Below are 20,661 nucleotides of genomic sequence, written 5' to 3' on the forward strand. Positions count from 1 at the left end.
TTTTTAGGAATTATTTTGTTATATGAGTTATTTATAGATTATTTCTTTAGTAGATTAACTACTTAAATATTACTATAATTTTGAAATTATTTCAATATTAATTTTATGATAAATACATTTTTTTACTTAAATAGTTCTTTTTATCATAATATTTGATTATTTATAGACACTATTTTCAAGAATTTATAGCAATTTTATAATTATCATATTTAAATTTAAAAATATTGCCATTAATAGCCTTAAGAAACTTTATTCTTAAGTCTTAATTTGTCAGCTATAATGGCTATAAATTCACTATTTGTGGGCTTTCCTTTTTCATTATGAATGGTATATCCAAATAATCTATTTATTGCAAACCTAGTAAAATAGCCAATTTTGAATATTTATATATCATTTAAATAACATTATATATCATAATAGTTCATTGATATAAGCTTATTTTTATTTGTTGCTATTATTATATAATAAATTCCATTTTCTATCAATATAAATTAATTTAATTAAGCAACTTTATTTTCAATTCTTCTCATAACATTTTCTTTAGCCTTAAATAATAACTCACCATTTATATTATCTAATTTACTATTGGGACTATATTCTCCAAATAATATTTCTTCGGCTAATTGTCTATTAATTATAGCTTCATTAATATCACTAAAATATCCTAAATGAATATCAATTCCATTATACCTAATTTTTGCTCTCCATTTATTATTTGTTTTATGATAATTTATTCCTGCTACTCCAGTAGAATTATCACTCCTTAAACTTCTATTAAAACTATTTTCTTGATAATTTGCTATTCTAAGATTTAATTTTCTATTATCTAATGTATTTCTATTTATATGATCTACTAACATATTTCTATCATATATATTCATAATAAATCTATGTAACTTTACCATCTTTCCTTTTATTCTTGTTTGTATGTATTTGCTATCCTTATTTTTAGCATAATGCCATGTTAACTTGCTACACTTTTCTAAATCTTCTTGGTCTATTTTAACTTTTATTACCCCATGAATTTTACTTTCTATTATCATTTCTGCATATTTATCACTTATTACATATTTATTTCCCTTCATAAATTACCTCCTAAATAAAAAATAAGGATATACAACCTAAGTCATATATCCTTTAAATCTAAAATGCTCCACATAGTCTATTTCTTCTCTTGCCTATTCTCCCTAGTTCTATATCCATAAATCTTGCAGTTCCTTTAGCAATAGCTCTACCATCTAAGTTAATAGTATTATCAACAATTGTAGTTCTTTCTGATAACAATGCTTCTAACATCTTAGTTAATATACTATTTTGAGTATTCATAGAATTAAATAATTCACTTGTTGAAGTATCTTCTACTTTATTGCTCTTTCCACTAATAAAATTATTTACCATCTCTGCTCTTGGAGTTCTTGCATTATAATATTGACCACTTAAAGCCATATTATTAAATTCTTGAACTCCTGAAGTATCTAGATTTATACCAATATCAAATCCTCTACTTTTAAAAATATTAAACTTTGATATAAAACCACTAACTTTACTACTTGCATTTCCTAACCAATTAGATAACTCACTAATTTTATCTATCACCCAATTAATAGGTGTCAACACTGCACTCATAGCATTAGTAATAGAATTTTGGAATTTACTCATAGCACTTATAACTACACTAGCAATTTTTGATATTATACTTATCAAAATATCAAAAACTGGATATAAAACATTCCATGCTATTTTTATGTTATTGAATGCTATTTGAAAGGCAGTACCTAATAAATTTATTACTGGTCTTAAGAATGTTATAACGTAATTGATATGACTTTTAATAAAGTCAAACAAAGGCTTTCCTATACCATTCCATATGGTTGATAGTGTATTCCATACCTGATTAAACACTTGACTTAAAAATGGTAAATTAGCCACAAACCAATCTACCACCTTTCCGAAAATCTCCATCATAAACTCAGCTATAGGCTTTCCTACACTTTCCCAAACTGTAGTTATAATATCAAATACAAGACTAAAGGCAGTTGAAATCCCAGGCGCCCAATCTGCAATGCAGTTTACTACACCTTCTATTAATATTCCTATTGCATCAAATAAAGGTTGAACTACTGTATTGTAAACATCTTGTAACATTGTCCAAGTATTATTAAAAGTTTCTTGAATAGTTCCAAAGTTTTCATTAAACTTAATTTTTAATTTCTCTATTGAACTTTTAATTCCTTCAAAGTTACTTGCTATACCACCAGCTAATAAAGTTATTACTGCAATCACTCCAGCAATTACACCAGCTATTGTCAAGAATGGAATACTAACAGTAGCTAATGCAGTAGATATTGCTCCCCACATAATAATCATAGAGCCTAATCCTACTGTTAGAGTTCCAACAACTGCTAAAACTGAACCTATTGCAGTTGCTATTGTTAGTATTGTTTTAGTAAGTTCAGGATTATCTTCAACCCACTTTGAAACAACTTGAACAACCTCATTTATTTTCTGTAAGAATGGCTGAAGAACTGGTAATAGTTTTCCTCCTATTTTTCCCTTTAACTCTTCAACTCTTTGTGATAATAGCTTACTTTGCATACCAAACTCTTGAGCTTCTTGAGATGCTAATCCAGTTGCACTTGATGATTGTCTAACTATCTCATTGTATACTGCTAACATTTTAGTGTTATCATCTAAGCTATTCCAACTTTTCCCTAAACTCTTAACAAATTCACTATTTGATAATAAGTTAGCTGATATGTTAATTCCAAAAGCATCTAATGCTTCATAGTTTCCCATAAGTCCACTTTTAAATCTGTCCATTGCATCATCAAATGGCATATCTGTAATCGCAGCCAAATCAGCAACCAATGACATTGTTTCACTTGTTAAATCATTAGTTTGTTCTGTGGTCATATCCATATTTTTATAATATGTAGCTATAGTAGTAGCACTATCTTTATATTGTTTATTAGTTAAACCTATACTAGAAGCTAATTCACTACTACTATTTATCAACTCCTGAGTAGTTGAATCTAAGTTCTTCAATAAGAAATCTGTACCAGCTACTTCAGCAGAATACTCAGAACCACTTTTAACTAGTTCTCCTATTGTATTTAATACTTCTTTACCAGTTTCTTTAATAGACTCTCCTACATCTCTTACTCCTTGCCCTATCTCACTCATGTGAGCACCAAAAGCAGTAGAATCTTCACTAGCTTCTCTAAAACTATCACCTAGTTCATCTACATTATTACTATCTATCTTATCTAGTGCATTGTTTAATCTTTTGATTTCTGATTCCATAGACTTAATCTCAGCTTCAGTTTTATTAAGTTGAGTACCTAAATTCACTAACTTATTATCTGCTGAAATTACTGCTTTTTCTTTGGCTTGTAGACTCTTCTCTGCTTCCTTCAATTCCTTTGATAAAGCTTTTACTTCTTTAGAATTTTCTCCATAAGTATCTTTAGCTTTTTCCAGCTCAGATTTTAACTCAGCTACTTTTTGCTTTTGATTTTCATAGGCTTCATTACTTTTCTTTAGTGTTTCTTCTGCTTCTTTTATCTGCTTCTTTATTACTTGTGTTATTTGAGAATAGGTCTTTAGTTGTTCTCCTAATGAAGCTATTTTAGCCTTAGCTCCTTCAGTAGTTTTCTCAAAGTCTTTTATTCCAGCACCAGCTTTATCAAACTCACTCTTAGTATTTTTGATATTAACATTCAAAGCTTTTAATTGACTTTCTGCAGAACCTACATTTACACCTATTCTAACTTGAAGTTCACGACTAGCCATAATTTTATATCTCCTTTCTTAAAATAAAAAAATAAGGGAAAAAAGCTTCAATCAAGAAACCTTTTTCCCTTTCTCTATACTTAATCTAAAACAGTAAAGACTTGGCTATTTTCAACCTTACTCTTACTATTTGTTTCTTTATTTTCAACTTTATCTCTAGCATCAGGATTATTAATTTTCATATGAATATTAATCTGCTTCATAATATGCTTTATAGTGGAACTAAAAAATTGTTCTTCTGTCCACCCTAGCATAGTTGTAGCAATGTAATATAAATAATCTAAATCAATATCTTCTTGGTTAGAACTATCTACTTTTTTTCAGCTTCATTAGTAGCTTCAGGCATATTTAAACCTAAGACTTCAACTAAAACTGGAGTAAACTGTTCAACTACTGCTAATGGATTGTATTGTTCAAAGAATTTAACTCCTACTGGAGTACTCTTTTCTGACTTTCTAACAATAGAACCTAATAGCTTTATAATAACTTCTTCATCCATTTCTCCTACTTTTTGAATATCTTGTAAGAATGAAGATTTACTCTCTTTCTTATAGTGTGCAACTGTTTTTACATCCACTGTTGCTATATAATTTTCTTCACCTATTTCTAATTCTAAAACTACTTTATTTAAGTTAAAACTTGACATACTTCTCATATCTCCTTTATCTAATTATTCAAATTAAAAAAATGAAGAACTACCCTATAAGAGTAGCTCTTTTTAAGATTTACTTATTTTTTAATACCATTGGTGCTGGTGAAAAAGTTCCATTAGGTAATAGTACACCAGTAAAGAATTTATCAAATGCTTGATTAAATTGTTCATCTGTTCCATCAGGAATATGATTAGCATCCATTACTATATCGAACTTTCCATCTATGCTTCTTGGTTTAGCTTTACCAGTTAGCTTAATAGTTTTCTCTTCAACTGAATCTGTTTTAGTAGTTGCTTCTGATTCAGATTTTGTTAAGATAACTTCATATAAGCATCTTCTTACTGGTTTATCTAATGTACTCATTTCATACATGAAAGCAACTGTAGCTTGTGCATCTGAAGCTCCAGTAACCATTGCTCCATTTGAAGTAATCTCTTTTCCAGTTAATAGTGATTCAATTTCAGGTGTTAAATATGCCATTTCCACTTCGATTGACATTGCACTTAAAGCATTTCCATAGTAATCCATAACATCATCACTGTAGAAAGCTATTTCATTATTTTCATTAGTAGTTTTTACTGATTTTGCTCCAACTAACTTTATTGGTGCTTCGTATTCTCCATTTGCTTTTAACTTAGCAATATGAATGTTTTTTAAACCAACAACTCTATTAGCCATAAATTTTTACCTCACTTTATATATTTTTTTCTACATAATAAAAAGTGAAGGCTTGTTGGATAGTAGCTAACTCTTTGCTTTTATAAGCTGGAGCTATATACTCTAATCCAAAACCTTCACTTTTCATTGATTTTTTTATTAAATTTTTATTTTTACTTAATCCTGATTCACAATATAAATTGACATAGATTTTATAACTTTCTATATCTACTTCATCATCTGAGTATGACTTAGGTGTTTCTGAATACTTATAAACTATACAATTCTTTATTGTTTCAGGTCGCTCTAGTGCATACACTGGTAATCCAGTAGATTCTAAAGCTCTTATTAGTTTTTCTTCCATAAGTATCACCTTATTTCAATATCTTATCTAATTCTGCTAGGATATTCTTTTCTAAACTATCTAATACAACTGCTTCTGAAACTTTAGTTGCTTCATCCATCCAACCAGTATGAGGTGTAACTCTTTTCCCACTTTTATAATGTTCATAACCATAGTGATGAAAATATAAGTGTTTTGTGGCTTCCCAATTGGTCTTATCAATACCAACTCCACCCCATATAGAACCTGATTTATATCTCTTAATTTTACTAACTCTAAGTTTTTCAGCCCCATTGGTAGAACCATCTTTTGCTTTAGGTGCTTTATCTTGTACTATTTTCAAACCTTCTTTAAGTGAGTTCTTAAATGCAGTAGTATTAATTTTCTTTCCTACATCACCTAATGAATCTATTGTCTTTTGAATATCTTCCCATCCATCAAACTCTAAACTCATTATTCAACAAGCTCCATTTTGATTTCATAATATCTATTCATTTCTTCAATATTGTTTACATAAGTGATATTAAACTTTTGACCATTGAATAATACAACATCATTTTGCTTTATAGGTCTATTTCTTACTACTCTAAAATGAACTCTCTTCTCTTGCTTATAAGCAGTTCCTTCACCTACCCTAAGCTCATTACCTCTCACATTTGTGATCTTAGCCTTAGTTGTAAATAACTCTTCCATATTCTCTACTGGTATATTATCTTCGTCTTTGCTAATAGTAGGTCTTAATATTGTTATCTTATGCCTGAACTCTCCAGCATCCATTGAAAACATATCTAAAACCTCCTAGTGAAGATAGTTCTTACAGTACATATCTAATATGCTTGTAAGCATGGTATTTCTTTTGTTTTGTAGTGATTGTTGCCCTCTATTATCGTACAAATCGCTTACTATTAGGAGTAAAGCAATCTTTAAGCTATCTTTCTTTGCAACTAATTCTTCTTCAGTTAATCCAGTATAATCTTTTATATACTGTTTTCCAGCAAACATTAATGAGTTTCATAAAGTATCATCTTCATCATCATAGATATTTAAAAATTCTTTAATTTCGTTTAAGTCAATCTCAAACTCTTCTTTTTCTATAGTAGTTTTGAAATCATATCCTTTAAATAGTTCAACTAGACTTTTGTTCATAATCCAAATCTACCTCCTTGATAAGTAAAGAAGGAAGCTCTTAAGCTCCCTTCTAATATTTCAATACTATTTTCTAGCTCTCATTAAAGGTGCAGTAGTAGCTATAACTACTTTATCATTGCTATTTGCACAAGCATCTACTGAAATTGAACCTAATACACCAATGCAATTTTGAGTGGCATATAATTCTTTTAAAATTTGAATATTTAACTCTTGAGCAAACTTAACTGTTACTGCTCCCTTTGCTATATAAGCTACTGGTCTAGTAGTAACATCAGATACAACTACTCTTGAACCAAACATTGAAGATACTAACTCTCCATCAATCCCCATAGAATTTTCCATATAGAATCTTCCAGTAGCATCTTTTGCTTTTCTTAATGCACCAAAAGTAGCTCTATTAACAACAAACATACACTCAGAAGGTTTAGCACCTCTCATTTGGTTTTGCATATCTATTAAAGTTTCAGGAGTAACTTCTCCAGTAACTTCTATCTTATTTGTTACCTTAGATAAACCTTTAATCTTGCCTTCAGTTCCATCTAAGATTTCTTTTTCAACTTTTTCAGCAATTTTTCTAGCAATCTTATTTACTACATATTCAACTACATCTATAGTTGTAGAGTTTATTGTATCATTAGAAATTTTTTCAACTCCACCTATAGTATGTCCACCTAAAACTTCTGTTGTTACTTCAGAAACTAACTCAGCAAAATTTCCGTTAAAATAATCTGCACCTTGAGTACCTTCTGATTCACAAACTATTGTATAATCTCCAGTATATCTAACAACTTCAGCATGAGAAATTACATCTGATAGCTCTACAACCTTTTCTATAATTCTATCTGCAATTGTATTTGGTATGATTGCCTTATTAGCAGAACCTAAGCTTCTTGTGTTTCCTTCTTGTAATGCCTCTATAAATGCTCTTTCTTCTTGTGCTCTAACTTCTAAATTTCTTTCCATAATTTCTTTTACCTCGTCTTTCTTATTTTCTTCTTTTACTGGTTTTAAATTTCTAGTTGATTCAACAACCTCTTTTTGTTTGTTGATTTCTTCGACTTCAGTTTTTAAAGCTTCTATTTCTGCCATTTCTTCTTCTGTCATTGGTCTTTGTTCTGCTTCAACTAAAGCCAAAATTTCCTCGATTCTTGCTAAAGAATCATTCCTTTTCTCAATTAAGTGCTTCATAAAAACAAGCTTCCTCCTATGTTTTTTTAATTTTTTGCATCAAAAAAGCACTTAGTTCTTCTCAACTAAGTGCTTTCTATTTCTTATTATTTTGTAGCCATAGCCACATTTTTAAATTATCTAATTTGTCATATTGTTGCTCTGATATTTCATCTTGAGCTTCAACATTCTCAGTTTCAGTAGAATCAGAATTTTCTAAAGTTTCTTTAGCTTGTATAAGCTCTGCTTCATTTTCTATAACTTCTTCAGCTATTTCTTCTTTAGTAATCTCTTCAATATCAATAGCTCTTACTGAGTATTCTGATTCTTGCTCTTCACTTCTAATATTGATAGAACACCCACTATACGCTGGAGCAATATCTAGTAAACTTACTTCAAAAAGCTCAATTTCTTCTAGGTATCTGTGTTCCATACCATCAATAAACTTCTTAGTTTGTCTTACTGGAAGAAAACCAAAACTACAAGACTTTAATAAGCCTTTTCTAGCTCTTTTGATAATATCAACATCAGTAACAAACGCTCTAAACTTGCATCCAATAGAATCTTCTACTAGTTCTAAGTTAGTGTTTGTATCTCCTAACTTTCTATCAGCTCTATGATTGTAAAGTAAATTAATCTTTCTTTGCTTGATAGCTCTGCCCCAAACTCCACTTCTAACTACTTCAATAAATTTACCATCTTTATCACTTAAAACTTCACTTGGTCTATTAGTTACATTGATATATCCTTCTAACTCAAGTCCACCATTTCTAAGTTGTAACTTCATTAAGAACTTCTCCTCCTTCCTTTACATCCAACTGAGTTTTAGTTGAACTATTAGTATTAAATACTTCATCAGTTTCAGGATTGTAAAGAACTTCACCTTGTGTCATTCTTACTAAGCCACCTATATTAGGTATTGCTTCCATGTTCTCGAATCTTCTAACTTCATCTATCTTTAAGAATCCATTCTTTAATCCGATTTCATAAGATTTATATCTTTTTTCTATGTCTGATTTTAATATTTCATCAGTATCAATGGAGAAAAATTTGTTACCAACTTCACCAGCGAATAATAAAGAAATATTAAGTGCTGTTTCTAGTTGGGTTAAAATAGGATTTATCGACACTTTTATCCAATTGTTAAATTCTGCATCAGATGCAGTACCCTCTATAATACTTATTGGTATATTAAGTATCTGATTAACTAATTTATTGTTAGCAGTTTTGTTATTGTAAAGCTCCATATCTTTAGAAGTTTGTGAAACTGTTACAAAATCCACGCCATCATTTAGAACCATAGCATTATTATTACCACTATAAAGTTTCTTCCAAGCCATCTTTAAGGCATCCATAGCTTCTTTACTTAATTTTTTTGCACTCTTAAGAATCCCTCTGTTAACTCCACCAGTTTTAGCTAGATTCTTCTCTCTCTGTAAACTTGTTAACATTGTAGATAAAAGCTCTTGGTTATTCTGAATTAATCCTTTACCACTTACACCATCTGAACTATTTTGAGTAAGAATAATAAAATCATAACTTTCATAACTTTGTCCATTAACCATTACTTTCATATCTTTAAAGATGGGGTCAAAATTACTTAAGAATGATATGTTGGATTCTTTTACATAGTGCAAAGATTCTATACGATTATCGTATTCATCAGGTTTGTTTACATATATATATCCATTACCATGTAAAAGATAGTCTTTTATAAACTCTTTTTTCATTTGATAAGCTGACATTGTTTTTTCAGAACTTAAATTAAGTAAATTCAATCTATTATCTTCTGTTATTTCAACTACGTTACCATCTTTAAGTTCATACATTTTTATAGGTAATGATGCAACTAAAGAACTAATAATATTAATCCCCGAAGCTACTGACGGTATCTCCATTACATTATTTCTTGTTACTATCAATTCAGTATTTAATTCTTCATCTGAATCTTGAAGTAATACATCCCTTAACTCTTTTTCTGAGTTGTCAATTCTTAATCCATTAGAATTTGAAGCTTCTCTTTTAGTAAAACTAAAAATTCCCATAATAAAAAATACTTCCTCCTTTCTTCAAGTCTACATTTGTACTACAAAGTCATCTTCTGCAATATCATTTATCAACTTAACATTTAATAAGTACATTGCATTTAGTAAAGAAAATACCATATCTATCTTTGTAGATTTTGATTTCTTTTTATTGATATACTTAACATTATTAGTATCATAAGTACATTTACAATTACTAAAGTTTATTTCTAAAAGGTCATTCTCTTCATAGAAGAATCTTCCTTGTAGAATATATTGTTCTAATAATTTTATTGGTTGACCTAAGTATTTACTATGTTGTGGTATAGCTATTGTAGGTATTCCAGCATTGTCTAACATTTGAGCTAGACCTGTCATATCTCGCTGGTCGTAACCAAATAATTCCATTTCTAATTGATACTCTTCTTTTATCTTTAAGATAAATTCAAATATCTCTTTAATATCAACAAATATATCTCCTACTGGTATACTATAACCTTTAGCATCCATTTCATAGTAATTTACTTTTTCTTCTCTAGTTTTACTTTCTGTTTTGTCTGCTGGATAAAAAGCAAAATTCTTTGAATATACTTCTCCATCTTCATAGCAGATGATACTAAAGCTTGTATTATCTCCAGTTCTAGCCATATCAAATCCACAAAACACTTTCTTTCCATAGAAACTAAAACTATCTTTAGCTATCTTACACTTTTGTAAATCTTGAAGGTTTATATATTCTTCTCCAACTACTCCTGATAACCATAGATTAAGATGCTTAGTTTTAAATGAAGTAAGTTTAGCTCCACCCATTTCAAGAGCTTTCTTGTACTCTGATTCAAGATACTCTCTACCTGAAGCAAGTGTTGCTTGTAATGGATTAGCTTTCATCATTTGTTCAACTGTTAAACAATTTTCTTCTGCAGATTTAAAATCTTCTTCATCTACTGAGTAAAGCATAGCAAATAGCTTCTTATCTTCTGTAACTCCATCCAATACCCTTTTACTATACTCTGTCCACTCTAGAAATGGATTTGTAGTATTAGGATAAGAAGTTGAAATTAAGATTAATAATCTATTTTCTACACTTAACATTCCTGAAGCCATAGATTCTATTAGCATACCATCCTTTGAAGCTCCACATTCATCAATACAAGCTCCTGAAACTCTTAAACCATCTGTAGTATTATAATCACTAGATAAAGCTTTAAGTGTATTTTGATTAAGCTTACATTCAATTAAATCTCTTTTAATATTAAAATGCTTCTTTATAGCTGGTGAACTATTAATAAGCTTAGATGTTTCATTGAATACAATCTTTGCTTGTTCTCTAGTATTAGCACATAGATAAAACTCTGAATATTGTGGCTCTAATAACATCAGCAATATCATAAACAAACCTGAGTTTACTGACTTACTATTCTTTCTAGCTATCCATAATAAGCAAACTTCATATCTTCTCTTATTGAAATTAGCTTTCTCTTTCCAACAGAATATATTTAGAACTAGAAAATATTGATACCCAACACAACTTTCATATAAAGTCTTTCCGGCAACTGCTCCAGTAGCAAATTTAATCAACTTCATAAGCTTCATTATTTTCGTAGCCATTTTCAAATCGAAGATATATTCAATCTTATCTTGATTATCTATCTCATAGATAAAGTTAGCACACAAAGTCCTAATGTACTTATTAACACATCTGTTTTCAGCTTCACAAACCCATAAGGCATATTGATAAGCTGGTAATAATTTAAATTCTTCTAAAGTCATTAATATCACCTACTCACTCAATATCTTTAATAACTCATCTTCTTGATTAGATTGTGTTTCTGCAGTTAATCTTGCTAGTGAAGCTCTTGAACTTGGGCTAAGTGCTAATTCTCTAGTACATCTAGCCAATATTGCTTCGAAGTCTTTCAAAATTGTAATTGCAGGATTCTTAACTAAATCACCATTTGCTCTAGTTATAAGTTGTCCATATTTTCTTATATTTTTTCTTGCTTCTCTAATGTTTACTACTGCATTAGAAGCCATCTTCAACATTTCAATATCGAGATTGTTTAATATTCCAGTACCTCTAAGTTCATTTACTAAAAATAAATAAACTTCCTTCTCAGCTTGAACCAAATCACTTGGAGCTTGATATACTAAGTTATCAGAACCTTTTAACTTATCCTCAGCTTCTTGTCTAGCTTCAATTTTTTCATTGGATAATCCAAGAGTTGCAACTGATACTGGTTTTGATTTTTTAGCCATACTTTACCTCCAATCTTTAGTTTTTAACTTGCAAAACTCCATCTTAGTCTTTCCCCATTTAATTCTCCAGCATAGTTTGCTTTATTGTTACAACATTGAGAAATACTTGCGATAGAAGTGTTGTAACATTTACTAGCTTCTGTCATAGATTTAAAAATCTTATTAGTATTTAAACAAATAACTTTTTTACCTATTCCAGCACTTAATTTTTTTCTAGTTAATGGATTGTTCATATTTTCTTTTGGTGTAACCCATCTAAGATTCTCAACTCTGTTGTCACTTTTTATAGTGTTAAGATGATCTACTTCTCTTTTGTTTTCAGGATTATCTATAAAGGCTTCTGCTACTAATCTATGAATAGTTTTATTTTTACCCTTTTTACCTTTTTCTTTTAAAAGTTCAACTGCAATATATTCCCCATATCTAAATGGTTTTAAAATTTTCTCTCTGTTGCATTTTAAGCTCTTAACTCTTCCTAAATTACTAACCTGATATAATCCTTCGTAACCTTTAATATCTTTCCAAATCTCATTTATCATTTGTTATCAACATCCTTTCTTATTTTTAAGCAATAAAAAAGAACGTTGACCGATTATTAGTAACTTGTCCTGATAATCGCACGTCCTAAAAAATCTCATAAATTGAATCAATGTTTATGATTGGGAGCACTACCTTTAGATAGTCACTATTTTTCATAAAATTTAAAAGGTAGGGGCGGTCTTTTTCATCACATACTTTCAATTCTATTACTTACTTTCAATCTATAATTTCTTTATATAAGAAATTTTTCTTACTAAATACAATGAGTTAAAGTTGATGAATACATAAACAACTTATTATCTACGCTTATATCTATCCACTTAAATACATATCCTCTACAAGTTTTGTAATATCCTTCTAAATGTTCATACATAGTCTTCAAATTAACATTAACCTCTTTACTTGCTGATGCTTTAGTTTTAAAGACTTTTATTAAATTTCCATTTACATCATACATTCCTATACATTGATTTTTTCTTCTATGAAGTGATTCTTTAACTCTAGTTAATCTAGTTCCATAAATATTATTTTCTGCAATCGTGCACCATTCTAAGTTCAATATACTATTGTTTTTTCTATCCTCATCTATATGGTTTATGCACTCATATTCTTTAGGATTAGGTATAAAATGAATAGCCACCAATCTATGGATTCTAAAGCTTTTTCGCTTTCCCTCTTTGCTAAGAATAATATTTAAATACCCCTTATTTTCTCTAGGTTTTAGTATCTTATTTCTTTTTATACTAAAAACGTTTCCTATATTACTTATCCTATAAAGACCTTCATATCCTTTTATATCTCTCCATTCTTCTTTCAATCCAATCTACTCCCTTACTATTTTTAAATATAATAAAAGAGTAGATGTTGACTTTAATTCAACAAATCTACTCTTGTTTTAATCTTAAATAATACTTGAATATTTCTTCTTTTGATTTTAATTCTGAACTATCAATTTGTTTATGATGCATTACACATACACCTAATAACCAATCATAATCTAATCTAGCTTCCCAACCTTCATCAGTAACTATCTTTTTTATATGGTGTACTTCATCACAAAATCCTATTTTGCCTAAAAAGTTACATATTTCACACTGATAAAGTATGTCTTTTCTTTTTAATTCTTTTAATTTTCTCCATTGATAGCTTCTATAAAATTTATTGAGTTTATCCTGCTCACGAGTAGTGTTTCTAGTTGCCACCTTACTATTACATTTAAATCTATGGTCATGAATAAGATTGCATTTACTACATACTCTTAACAAAAATATCCACTTCCTTTAATTATTTTTTAACTAGAAGTAATATAAAAAGAGTGGTTAAACTAAATACCACCCTTTACCATAGTTTTACCTTATCAATTTCACCTGCTAGTAATTGATTTAAATTATTAATTACTTCTATACTTATTATTGCTTCATCATATTCATCTGAATCAATGCTATTCTTTGCACACTCTTCAAACTCTTCTATAAGTTGATAAATAAGTTCCTCGCTAATTTCGTATAAATCAATAACTTTATCTCCTGATCTAGCAAAGAACTCTCCTTTAAAACTTCTAAGTACATTTAACCCTAATTCGTAAATGTAAGTTGTATCATTAATAATATTGTTTTTTAAAATTGCCTTAACTTGTTCTTCTGTAATTGTTGTTTTCATCCTTAAAATATCCTTTCTTCTTTTATTTATAATAAAATAAAAAGAACTTCTACATATTAGTGTAAAAGCTCTTCTAAAAAAGTATATCCGTTCAAAATTGACTCTAGCAACTTCACTAGAGATTTTATCTCAATCAAGCTATATTCCCAAAGGAGAAATTAAATGTAATCTTTAATCAGAGGTATTAATGTCAAGAAATTAAAATATAGCTTAATTCAAATAAAAAATAGAGAGTATAGAATATTTATTATTCCTCTCTCTATTATTAGAAATTATAAATTTAAAAACATTAAAAGATTAAGATGGAAATCTAGTAATTAAATCTACTAAATACATGAACTCTCACAAACGTAGCAAAGCTTTGCTTTGCGAATATAACTATAGTTTTAATCTTGTCTCTATTTATAAAATTATCAATGAAAAATACGCTATACATATAATCTTATATAATGGTGGTCGTTAACACTCCCACCATTTCAAATCAAAAATCTATCGCTACGCTCTGATTTTATGATTTGTCGAAGTTTTTTTATTTGATCAAATTAAAATATTTATACTATTATAAATAAAATGGATATATCCTTTTAAATTAAATATTCTACTCAAAAAATATAACTAATAAAACTATATTACACATATTCATAACATTAAATTAAGTCAATTCCAGTAATACTCTCAAAACTATCGGCACAAAATGTCGAGGTTTTTTATGATTTTCGGCACAAAATGTCGAGATAAAAAAATAAAAAAAATATGAGGTAGCCACTTCTGACTACCTCACTAACACTATTCTACTATTCTAAATATTGAATTTAACCATTGTAATTCTTCAAGATTGTTTCCAGCATAAAATATACTAGGATTAATAACTATTGAAGTTCCAGCTCCAGTTTCAAACAATCCAATAACACATTTTCCATTAACTTTGATATTAAACAAATCTTTCTTCAGCCTTGAAGATTGTGTTTTGTTATATCCAGCAATCTCACAAATTTCTTTCATGTCCATTGGCTTTATTAATTTTTCTACTTCCTCTTTTGGATTGGAACAAAGTATATTAAATTTAAAGTTTATATAAGGCATTAACTTAATAAATAAACCCAATTTTTTATGTTCTATAGCTTTAGATTCTTCATATAACTTTCTAATTGCACAATTAAAAACTCTTGTACTTTCTCTATTAAAACTTTCTGTAATTTGTCCTTTTTTACTATACATCTTATCCACAAATAACACTCCCTCTATATCTATTTTTAATACTCCTAAGCTAAATAGAAAGTTCTTTGTGTTTCTCGTTTCTCTTTCTGATAATCCTAGAACTTCTTGCAAGTCTTTTTCAACCATATAACCTCTATCTTTATCTCTAAATTTAGAGCCAAATCTAAGTTTATTGGAATAGTCCATGTAAGAACATAGGTATAAAAATCTAAATGCCATAGCACTCTCATAATTCCCATCCACTATAAACTTATCTAATGTTTTATTGTACTTATTAAAGAAAAAAGAACCAAAATTTTCACCTATAAATACTGAAAATTCCTCTTTAGATTTTCTAAATTCGAACCCTTCTATTTGCCTTTTTGAGTTTTCAGCTAGTTCTTTCATTACTTCAGCTTTTAACTCTTCTTTAATAGTATTTAGATTTAATAATTCTCCAGTTACTGAACTTATAAATTCTTCTTTTGTTTCATACATAAAATTTACATCTCCTTATAATGATTTTATTATTGCAGTTATTTTCAACTGCTATTGATCCACACCTCCACTATTTTTTGTTGGATAAATTAAATCTCAAAAGAATATTTTATTTATTATATGCATCAAGGTTTTCAGATGTAAAAAAATAAGGATGCACTCAATAAATACATCCTTATTTCTTGTGTTTAACTTAGTACAAAATAACCACTTTTACCTTGTACCCTTGTTTTACTCATATTAACTTTATAGATTCCTTCAATATTCTTTTTTAAATATTGAAGATATAATTTCCCTAGTATTTCCCCATTATAATTTAAGATAATGAATCCATCTTTGCTATTTCTAATTCCTATATAATCAGCCTTTAAAATCTTATCCTTATCTTCAATAATTACATTGAATCCTATTTCAGCATCCAATTTCTTTTGAAGTAATTGCTTGTCCATTCTTGCTATAGCTCCAAAGCAATCTTCTTTTATTTTTCTTTCTTTTAAACTCTTTCTAGTAAATAAAATGGGAGTACCATTTTCATCTTCTTCAGTAACTACCATTATTGGATAATTATATCTAAGAGCTTTCTCCACTATTGTCCAGTAATAGTTTATCAGGAATTGATTTATTTCTTCTAGTTCAATGTTTTTCTCCTTGTTAAACTTAGAATTCTTAAAGAACTCTAACATAGCTTTTATTATTTGCTCTTCTTTATAATTAGAAAATATCTCTTCAGCCAATTGAGCTTGTTCTATTTTTGTAGCATTAAATATTTGGTCAATATCAATAGAATTATCCCTAGATAATTTATATCCTTTTAAATATCTTATCCTTCTAAGTTTCCCCATAGTCTTTTCAGCATCTATATATTTCTTAAAGGCTTCAGTTATATCTTTTTCAGACTTAGCTATTAATTCATTATCTTGAACATCATAATCTAATGTATCAATTAAGGTTGCTATTAAATCAGGTACTACTTTAGTATTATCATCAACTTTATTTTTAATTGATTCCATAACATAAGACAACATCGACATTTTTCCATGAACTTCTCCATGTATATAAATTGTAGTAGCAATATCATTATAATATAAGCTTAAGGAAGTCATATTCATGGTAGTTGATTTTTTACTATACTTCTTATCAGGTAATGCCATAAAAAATCTTGGCTTAAGTTGATTACTACCTATTACTTCTTCTATTTCTTTATCTGTAACCTGCACACCAGTTTTATTACTGTCTATTTCTTTCATGGATAATTGTATTAATTTATTTAATCTATAATCTTGATCATGAAAACATTTTGTCATTAATTCTTTTTGATCCTGAATAGATACTTGAGTTGAGTTCATATATTTACTTATCTCATTATTGAAATTGAGTATATTTTGTCCAGTGTAAAACTCGGAACTATAGTTTTGAAACCCTAACATATTACTAAATAAAATTTCTGAATTAAATAAATTACCTTCCACATCAAACCAAACTGATTGACATTGGGAACAAATTGCACTTGATGCAATGGCCAATTTTCCAATCTTATTACCAAGAACTCTCATATTCTCTTTTTGGATAATCTCGTCATTTAATTCACCAAATTTAATCTTAATAACTTCTGATTTAGAACTTGCATCATCCTTATTTACAAAGAGTAATCCATCAGCAGGAGGAATTACTGAATTTTTAAGACTCTCGTTATTGCTTACTAAAATTATATCTCCATCAAAATCACAACCACTCTTAATCATTGCATCAATCCATCTTTGGTTAAATACTAATATTTCATTAGAAAAGTTGCAATATTTATCATATTCAGGTGTTTGTACTAAAACGTCATTTGTAATTTCCTGATATGATGCAAGTGGAAACCTTGCTAACATTCTAGTACCTACTTCACCTTTAATATAAAATTCTCCTTTTTTTAAACCACCCTCAACTTGAGATAAGTCAGTTATTTCTCTTTGTGTTTGCTCCATGCAATAGTTTAAAAATAACAATGGATCAGCACAAGCTACCTTGAACGATGTATCATTTAAGTAAAATTTACCTGAAGCTAATTCCTTTACCTTTCTCTCTATCATTTTCAATAAGCCTTTTCTTACTCTTGGTATTGCAATAAATTTTTTGTAGTCCATACCTAACAACATATGTATTTTATCTGCTACATTTTTAGCCATTATAGAATCATCATCATATTCTTCTAAAGTCGAAACTTCAGATTCAATATTTAAAAAATCTTTTGTTGCTAATTCTTCCCCATAAATAATCCTTTCAAGAATATTCCTAGTTGGTTCAGCTAATTCCAATACTTCCTGATAAGTAAGATTTAACATGGTTAATAATTGATAAGAGCTTTCTGCCATTGTTTTAGATTTACCTTTTCCATACTTTGTTACATATAAACAATCAAGTAAATCAGCAAATGCTTCCTCTCTATTATTTTCATAATCTTCCATAGAATCAAACCATTTGCTCCACTTAACCATTGATTGATTTACTATAATTGTATCTTCTGTGACTTTTCTATCAGCTCCCCAGCAATCTTTAATATAAAAATAACCATCTTCTCTTTTTAAGTATGGGAATTTATCATTTAAATATTTAATTATGTTAACATTAGTAAGTAATCCTTTAGTAGCCATCTTAGTTCTTATAACTGCATATGGTACTGCTTTTTTTAGTCCTAATCCTTTTCCTATCATAGTAGCAACCTTATCGGTCATAACTCCACACCCGTCGAATGCAATTACTTTATTATAAGCATCTTCTCCTTCTGCTTTAACCAACTGTCCATCCTTAAATATCTTAGTATTAGGAGTATATACTTTATATCCTATATCAGATACACAAATCATATTAGGAATATAGACTTTATTATCAACAACTATTCTATTACTACCTGAAAATAATAAACTCCATCTAGCAGTTAGGTCTTTAGCTATTGATATTTCACCATTTTTATATTTCTCTGATATCTTATTCCTTTCTAATCTTCCAGCATCAGCTAAATTGAATATTTTTTTAGCAAAATTATAATAATCCACATTAATATAAAAAGCTTCTTTCTTTTTTGATTGATTAGGAGTTATGGTTAAAAAAGTATATTCTTTACCTTCAGCTATTAAATTTCCCATTCTTTTCAAGCTTACATTTGATACTTTTATTATATAGTTAAAATTCATTCCATCCACAAACTCTACTCCAGAAATTTTACAAAACATATGCAAAAATTGTGATTCTGATAATGTTAATTCTTCTGATGTACTTTTATTATTAAGAATTAGTTTCCCTTCATCGTTCATTGTTGCTTGAGTAAGGTTATATCCCTTTATTATTACTCTTTTAGTTTTGTTTTTTGACATACTAAATACCTCTTTTCTTTTTTACTTATTTTGTTTCTTTAATGTTCTTTTTGATCAATAATTCAATGACCTTGCTCATGTTTTGACCATTAGCTTCACATTTCTCTTTAAACTGTTGTTTTAGAGATTTATCAATCCTTAAAGTTATAATTGAGTTTTTGTTCATTAAAATCTTCTCCTTTCCTAATTTGTTTATACTTGTATATACATAGTGGGTAAAAAAATATTTGTATTTACCCTTACATTTATAAGGGTGGTTTTTTTCAAGCGTTTTCGGACACTAATTTTGAAGTTTTTTTTCAAGTTATTTATTTCAAGTAATTATATGTATTGAGTTTTTAAAATGTAAAAATAAATGAAAAAAAGTTAAAAAATATAAAAAAATAAGCAGGATTAAAATTAATCCTACTTAATAAACTATTTGTTACATTCTATTTAATCTTTATTTTCATTTTGCTAATTCCTTCATAACTTCTTTATTATCCTCGAAGATCTCATCCATTACTTCTATATCTTCTTTTAATTGCTTTTTTATTAGAAACTCTATGAAGTCTATAACTTCATGCTGTCTTTTCTCACTTAAATTTTTTGATAATTCAGTAATCTTCTTTACTAATTCCATGCTAAATCATCCTACCTATTAATTTCTTTTTTAGTAACTTTACTTAATCTCTTTATTCAAAGTATAACTTTCTAAAAACATAATTTTTTCTAATGCTCTTTCACTATGGAAACTAATTTGCCGTTTCTTACTCCACTCAGATTCCATCATATCTAGTAAAGCTAATTTATCTATCTCTCCATTTAAAAATTCATCTATAGCTTCATATATAACATCGTTTGCCATAAAACCCTCCACAACGTCATAGTTATGTGTACCACCATTTCTACAATGAACTACAAAATCAAGCCATTCCTCATTATATTCCTCAAATTTTTTTACTCTTAAACCTTCTATATCTTTTAAATAATAAGTATTTACAACTGGAGTTTTATATTTTTCAGTCCATTTTTCAGCTTGTTCCTTATTCCTTTTATGATTGAAGGTTCATCTACAATTGTATAACTTCCATAGTAAATAATACTCATGTTATTCTTTTCTTCCATTTTGAATCATCCCACTTATTTATTTCTTTAATTATCTATATTAATATTTCATCTAATTTCTATAGATTTAAAACAATTATATCATATCTATTACTTATTTTTAGGGTAATAAAATTGTTTTTTTATTAATGAAAAAAGCTTCACATTGCTATGAAGCTTCTTTTAAATCAAATTGATATTTTATTGAGTTGAACAATAAATCTTTCAAAATAAAAGAGAGCATTTCTACTCTCTTACTTCATCATTAAAAACTAATTGGTTAA

Annotated in this window: 23 protein-coding genes and 2 pseudogenes; all 25 read right to left on the bottom strand. The window is 28.3% G+C overall.

Annotated elements, in window-relative coordinates; genetic code table 11:
- Window positions 1-239: 239 nt before the first annotated feature.
- Window positions 240-353, bottom strand: a pseudogene (locus tag ACQPVP_RS09040) (sporulation initiation factor Spo0A C-terminal domain-containing protein); the annotation flags it as partial.
- Between the two features lie 147 nt (window positions 354-500).
- Window positions 501-1,085 carry a hypothetical protein gene (locus ACQPVP_RS09045; RefSeq protein ID WP_430849240.1) on the bottom strand — a complete coding sequence of 195 codons (585 nt, stop codon included), beginning with the start codon at window positions 1,083-1,085 and terminating at the stop codon, window positions 501-503.
- Window positions 1,086-1,143: 58 nt separating this feature from the next.
- Window positions 1,144-3,792: a hypothetical protein gene (locus ACQPVP_RS09050; protein ID WP_430849242.1), complete on the bottom strand. Its 2,649-nt coding sequence runs from the start codon at window positions 3,790-3,792 to the stop codon at window positions 1,144-1,146.
- 310 nt (window positions 3,793-4,102) lie between these two features.
- Window positions 4,103-4,438, bottom strand: a complete 336-nt coding sequence (locus tag ACQPVP_RS09055) for a hypothetical protein (RefSeq protein ID WP_430849244.1) — start codon at window positions 4,436-4,438, stop codon at window positions 4,103-4,105.
- A gap of 79 nt (window positions 4,439-4,517) precedes the next feature.
- The gene (locus tag ACQPVP_RS09060) at window positions 4,518-5,123 is read right to left on the bottom strand and encodes a major tail protein (protein ID WP_430849246.1); all 606 of its coding nucleotides are present in this window, start codon (window positions 5,121-5,123) and stop codon (window positions 4,518-4,520) included.
- Window positions 5,124-5,139: 16 nt separating this feature from the next.
- A complete protein-coding gene (locus ACQPVP_RS09065) occupies window positions 5,140-5,466 on the bottom strand; it encodes a hypothetical protein (protein ID WP_430849248.1) in 327 nt (108 codons plus the stop codon).
- 10 nt (window positions 5,467-5,476) lie between these two features.
- Window positions 5,477-5,899, bottom strand: coding sequence for a hypothetical protein (locus tag ACQPVP_RS09070; protein WP_430849250.1), 423 nt, complete (start codon window positions 5,897-5,899; stop codon window positions 5,477-5,479).
- The gene (locus ACQPVP_RS09075; protein WP_430849252.1) at window positions 5,899-6,231 is read right to left on the bottom strand and encodes a phage head closure protein; all 333 of its coding nucleotides are present in this window, start codon (window positions 6,229-6,231) and stop codon (window positions 5,899-5,901) included. Before ACQPVP_RS09075 ends, ACQPVP_RS09070 begins: the two co-directional genes overlap by 1 nt.
- A gap of 12 nt (window positions 6,232-6,243) precedes the next feature.
- A complete protein-coding gene (locus ACQPVP_RS09080; RefSeq protein WP_430849254.1) occupies window positions 6,244-6,447 on the bottom strand; it encodes a head-tail connector protein in 204 nt (67 codons plus the stop codon).
- Between the two features lie 9 nt (window positions 6,448-6,456).
- On the bottom strand, window positions 6,457-6,591 hold the full coding sequence (locus ACQPVP_RS09085) for a hypothetical protein (RefSeq protein WP_430849256.1): 135 nt from the start codon (window positions 6,589-6,591) through the stop codon (window positions 6,457-6,459).
- Window positions 6,592-6,657: 66 nt separating this feature from the next.
- Window positions 6,658-7,782: a phage major capsid protein gene (locus ACQPVP_RS09090; protein WP_430849258.1), complete on the bottom strand. Its 1,125-nt coding sequence runs from the start codon at window positions 7,780-7,782 to the stop codon at window positions 6,658-6,660.
- Window positions 7,783-7,858: 76 nt separating this feature from the next.
- On the bottom strand, window positions 7,859-8,548 hold the full coding sequence (locus tag ACQPVP_RS09095) for an HK97 family phage prohead protease (protein WP_430849260.1): 690 nt from the start codon (window positions 8,546-8,548) through the stop codon (window positions 7,859-7,861).
- Entirely contained in the window at window positions 8,532-9,806 is a 1,275-nt protein-coding gene (locus ACQPVP_RS09100; RefSeq protein ID WP_430849262.1) for a phage portal protein, read from the bottom strand. Before ACQPVP_RS09100 ends, ACQPVP_RS09095 begins: the two co-directional genes overlap by 17 nt.
- Window positions 9,807-9,836: 30 nt before the next feature.
- Window positions 9,837-11,555 carry a terminase large subunit gene (locus tag ACQPVP_RS09105; RefSeq protein ID WP_430849264.1) on the bottom strand — a complete coding sequence of 573 codons (1,719 nt, stop codon included), beginning with the start codon at window positions 11,553-11,555 and terminating at the stop codon, window positions 9,837-9,839.
- 9 nt (window positions 11,556-11,564) lie between these two features.
- A complete protein-coding gene (locus ACQPVP_RS09110) occupies window positions 11,565-12,041 on the bottom strand; it encodes a phage terminase small subunit P27 family (RefSeq protein WP_430849266.1) in 477 nt (158 codons plus the stop codon).
- Window positions 12,042-12,064: 23 nt separating this feature from the next.
- Window positions 12,065-12,580: an NUMOD4 domain-containing protein gene (locus ACQPVP_RS09115; protein ID WP_430849268.1), complete on the bottom strand. Its 516-nt coding sequence runs from the start codon at window positions 12,578-12,580 to the stop codon at window positions 12,065-12,067.
- Window positions 12,581-12,834: 254 nt separating this feature from the next.
- Window positions 12,835-13,398 carry an NUMOD4 domain-containing protein gene (locus ACQPVP_RS09120; RefSeq protein ID WP_430849270.1) on the bottom strand — a complete coding sequence of 188 codons (564 nt, stop codon included), beginning with the start codon at window positions 13,396-13,398 and terminating at the stop codon, window positions 12,835-12,837.
- Window positions 13,399-13,465: 67 nt separating this feature from the next.
- A complete protein-coding gene (locus ACQPVP_RS09125) occupies window positions 13,466-13,846 on the bottom strand; it encodes a hypothetical protein (RefSeq protein WP_430849272.1) in 381 nt (126 codons plus the stop codon).
- Window positions 13,847-13,919: 73 nt separating this feature from the next.
- Entirely contained in the window at window positions 13,920-14,240 is a 321-nt protein-coding gene (locus tag ACQPVP_RS09130; protein WP_430849274.1) for a hypothetical protein, read from the bottom strand.
- 786 nt (window positions 14,241-15,026) lie between these two features.
- Window positions 15,027-15,935, bottom strand: coding sequence for a hypothetical protein (locus tag ACQPVP_RS09135; protein ID WP_430849276.1), 909 nt, complete (start codon window positions 15,933-15,935; stop codon window positions 15,027-15,029).
- A 188-nt stretch (window positions 15,936-16,123) separates the two neighbouring features.
- A complete protein-coding gene (locus ACQPVP_RS09140) occupies window positions 16,124-19,291 on the bottom strand; it encodes an RNA dependent RNA polymerase (RefSeq protein ID WP_430849278.1) in 3,168 nt (1,055 codons plus the stop codon).
- A gap of 25 nt (window positions 19,292-19,316) precedes the next feature.
- Window positions 19,317-19,457 carry a ribbon-helix-helix protein, CopG family gene (locus tag ACQPVP_RS09145; RefSeq protein WP_430849280.1) on the bottom strand — a complete coding sequence of 47 codons (141 nt, stop codon included), beginning with the start codon at window positions 19,455-19,457 and terminating at the stop codon, window positions 19,317-19,319.
- Between the two features lie 282 nt (window positions 19,458-19,739).
- Window positions 19,740-19,913, bottom strand: a complete 174-nt coding sequence (locus ACQPVP_RS09150) for a DUF2281 domain-containing protein (protein ID WP_430849282.1) — start codon at window positions 19,911-19,913, stop codon at window positions 19,740-19,742.
- Between the two features lie 39 nt (window positions 19,914-19,952).
- A pseudogene (locus ACQPVP_RS09155) lies at window positions 19,953-20,264 on the bottom strand (DUF3990 domain-containing protein); the annotation flags it as partial.
- A gap of 5 nt (window positions 20,265-20,269) precedes the next feature.
- Window positions 20,270-20,398 (bottom strand): hypothetical protein, encoded by a 129-nt coding sequence (locus tag ACQPVP_RS09160; protein ID WP_430849284.1) that lies wholly within the window; start codon window positions 20,396-20,398, stop codon window positions 20,270-20,272.
- Between the last annotated feature and the right edge of the window lie 263 nt (window positions 20,399-20,661).

The organism is Clostridium nigeriense (assembly GCF_050585265.1).
In the GTDB taxonomy this organism is placed as follows: domain Bacteria; phylum Bacillota; class Clostridia; order Clostridiales; family Clostridiaceae; genus Clostridium; species Clostridium nigeriense_B.

Coding starts and splice junctions, on each gene's coding strand:
- ACQPVP_RS09130 (WP_430849274.1), bottom strand. CDS start 14,240: ATGAAAACAACAATTACAGAAGAACAAGTTAAGGCAATTTTAAAAAAC.
- ACQPVP_RS09065 (WP_430849248.1), bottom strand. CDS start 5,466: ATGGAAGAAAAACTAATAAGAGCTTTAGAATCTACTGGATTACCAGTG.
- ACQPVP_RS09095 (WP_430849260.1), bottom strand. CDS start 8,548: ATGAAGTTACAACTTAGAAATGGTGGACTTGAGTTAGAAGGATATATC.
- ACQPVP_RS09140 (WP_430849278.1), bottom strand. CDS start 19,291: ATGTCAAAAAACAAAACTAAAAGAGTAATAATAAAGGGATATAACCTT.
- ACQPVP_RS09050 (WP_430849242.1), bottom strand. CDS start 3,792: ATGGCTAGTCGTGAACTTCAAGTTAGAATAGGTGTAAATGTAGGTTCT.
- ACQPVP_RS09115 (WP_430849268.1), bottom strand. CDS start 12,580: ATGATAAATGAGATTTGGAAAGATATTAAAGGTTACGAAGGATTATAT.
- ACQPVP_RS09135 (WP_430849276.1), bottom strand. CDS start 15,935: ATGTATGAAACAAAAGAAGAATTTATAAGTTCAGTAACTGGAGAATTA.
- ACQPVP_RS09055 (WP_430849244.1), bottom strand. CDS start 4,438: ATGTCAAGTTTTAACTTAAATAAAGTAGTTTTAGAATTAGAAATAGGT.
- ACQPVP_RS09100 (WP_430849262.1), bottom strand. CDS start 9,806: ATGGGAATTTTTAGTTTTACTAAAAGAGAAGCTTCAAATTCTAATGGA.
- ACQPVP_RS09105 (WP_430849264.1), bottom strand. CDS start 11,555: ATGACTTTAGAAGAATTTAAATTATTACCAGCTTATCAATATGCCTTA.
- ACQPVP_RS09110 (WP_430849266.1), bottom strand. CDS start 12,041: ATGGCTAAAAAATCAAAACCAGTATCAGTTGCAACTCTTGGATTATCC.
- ACQPVP_RS09080 (WP_430849254.1), bottom strand. CDS start 6,447: ATGTTTGCTGGAAAACAGTATATAAAAGATTATACTGGATTAACTGAA.
- ACQPVP_RS09150 (WP_430849282.1), bottom strand. CDS start 19,913: ATGGAATTAGTAAAGAAGATTACTGAATTATCAAAAAATTTAAGTGAG.
- ACQPVP_RS09090 (WP_430849258.1), bottom strand. CDS start 7,782: ATGAAGCACTTAATTGAGAAAAGGAATGATTCTTTAGCAAGAATCGAG.
- ACQPVP_RS09160 (WP_430849284.1), bottom strand. CDS start 20,398: ATGGAAGAAAAGAATAACATGAGTATTATTTACTATGGAAGTTATACA.
- ACQPVP_RS09085 (WP_430849256.1), bottom strand. CDS start 6,591: ATGAACAAAAGTCTAGTTGAACTATTTAAAGGATATGATTTCAAAACT.
- ACQPVP_RS09070 (WP_430849250.1), bottom strand. CDS start 5,899: ATGAGTTTAGAGTTTGATGGATGGGAAGATATTCAAAAGACAATAGAT.
- ACQPVP_RS09045 (WP_430849240.1), bottom strand. CDS start 1,085: ATGAAGGGAAATAAATATGTAATAAGTGATAAATATGCAGAAATGATA.
- ACQPVP_RS09075 (WP_430849252.1), bottom strand. CDS start 6,231: ATGTTTTCAATGGATGCTGGAGAGTTCAGGCATAAGATAACAATATTA.
- ACQPVP_RS09145 (WP_430849280.1), bottom strand. CDS start 19,457: ATGAACAAAAACTCAATTATAACTTTAAGGATTGATAAATCTCTAAAA.
- ACQPVP_RS09060 (WP_430849246.1), bottom strand. CDS start 5,123: ATGGCTAATAGAGTTGTTGGTTTAAAAAACATTCATATTGCTAAGTTA.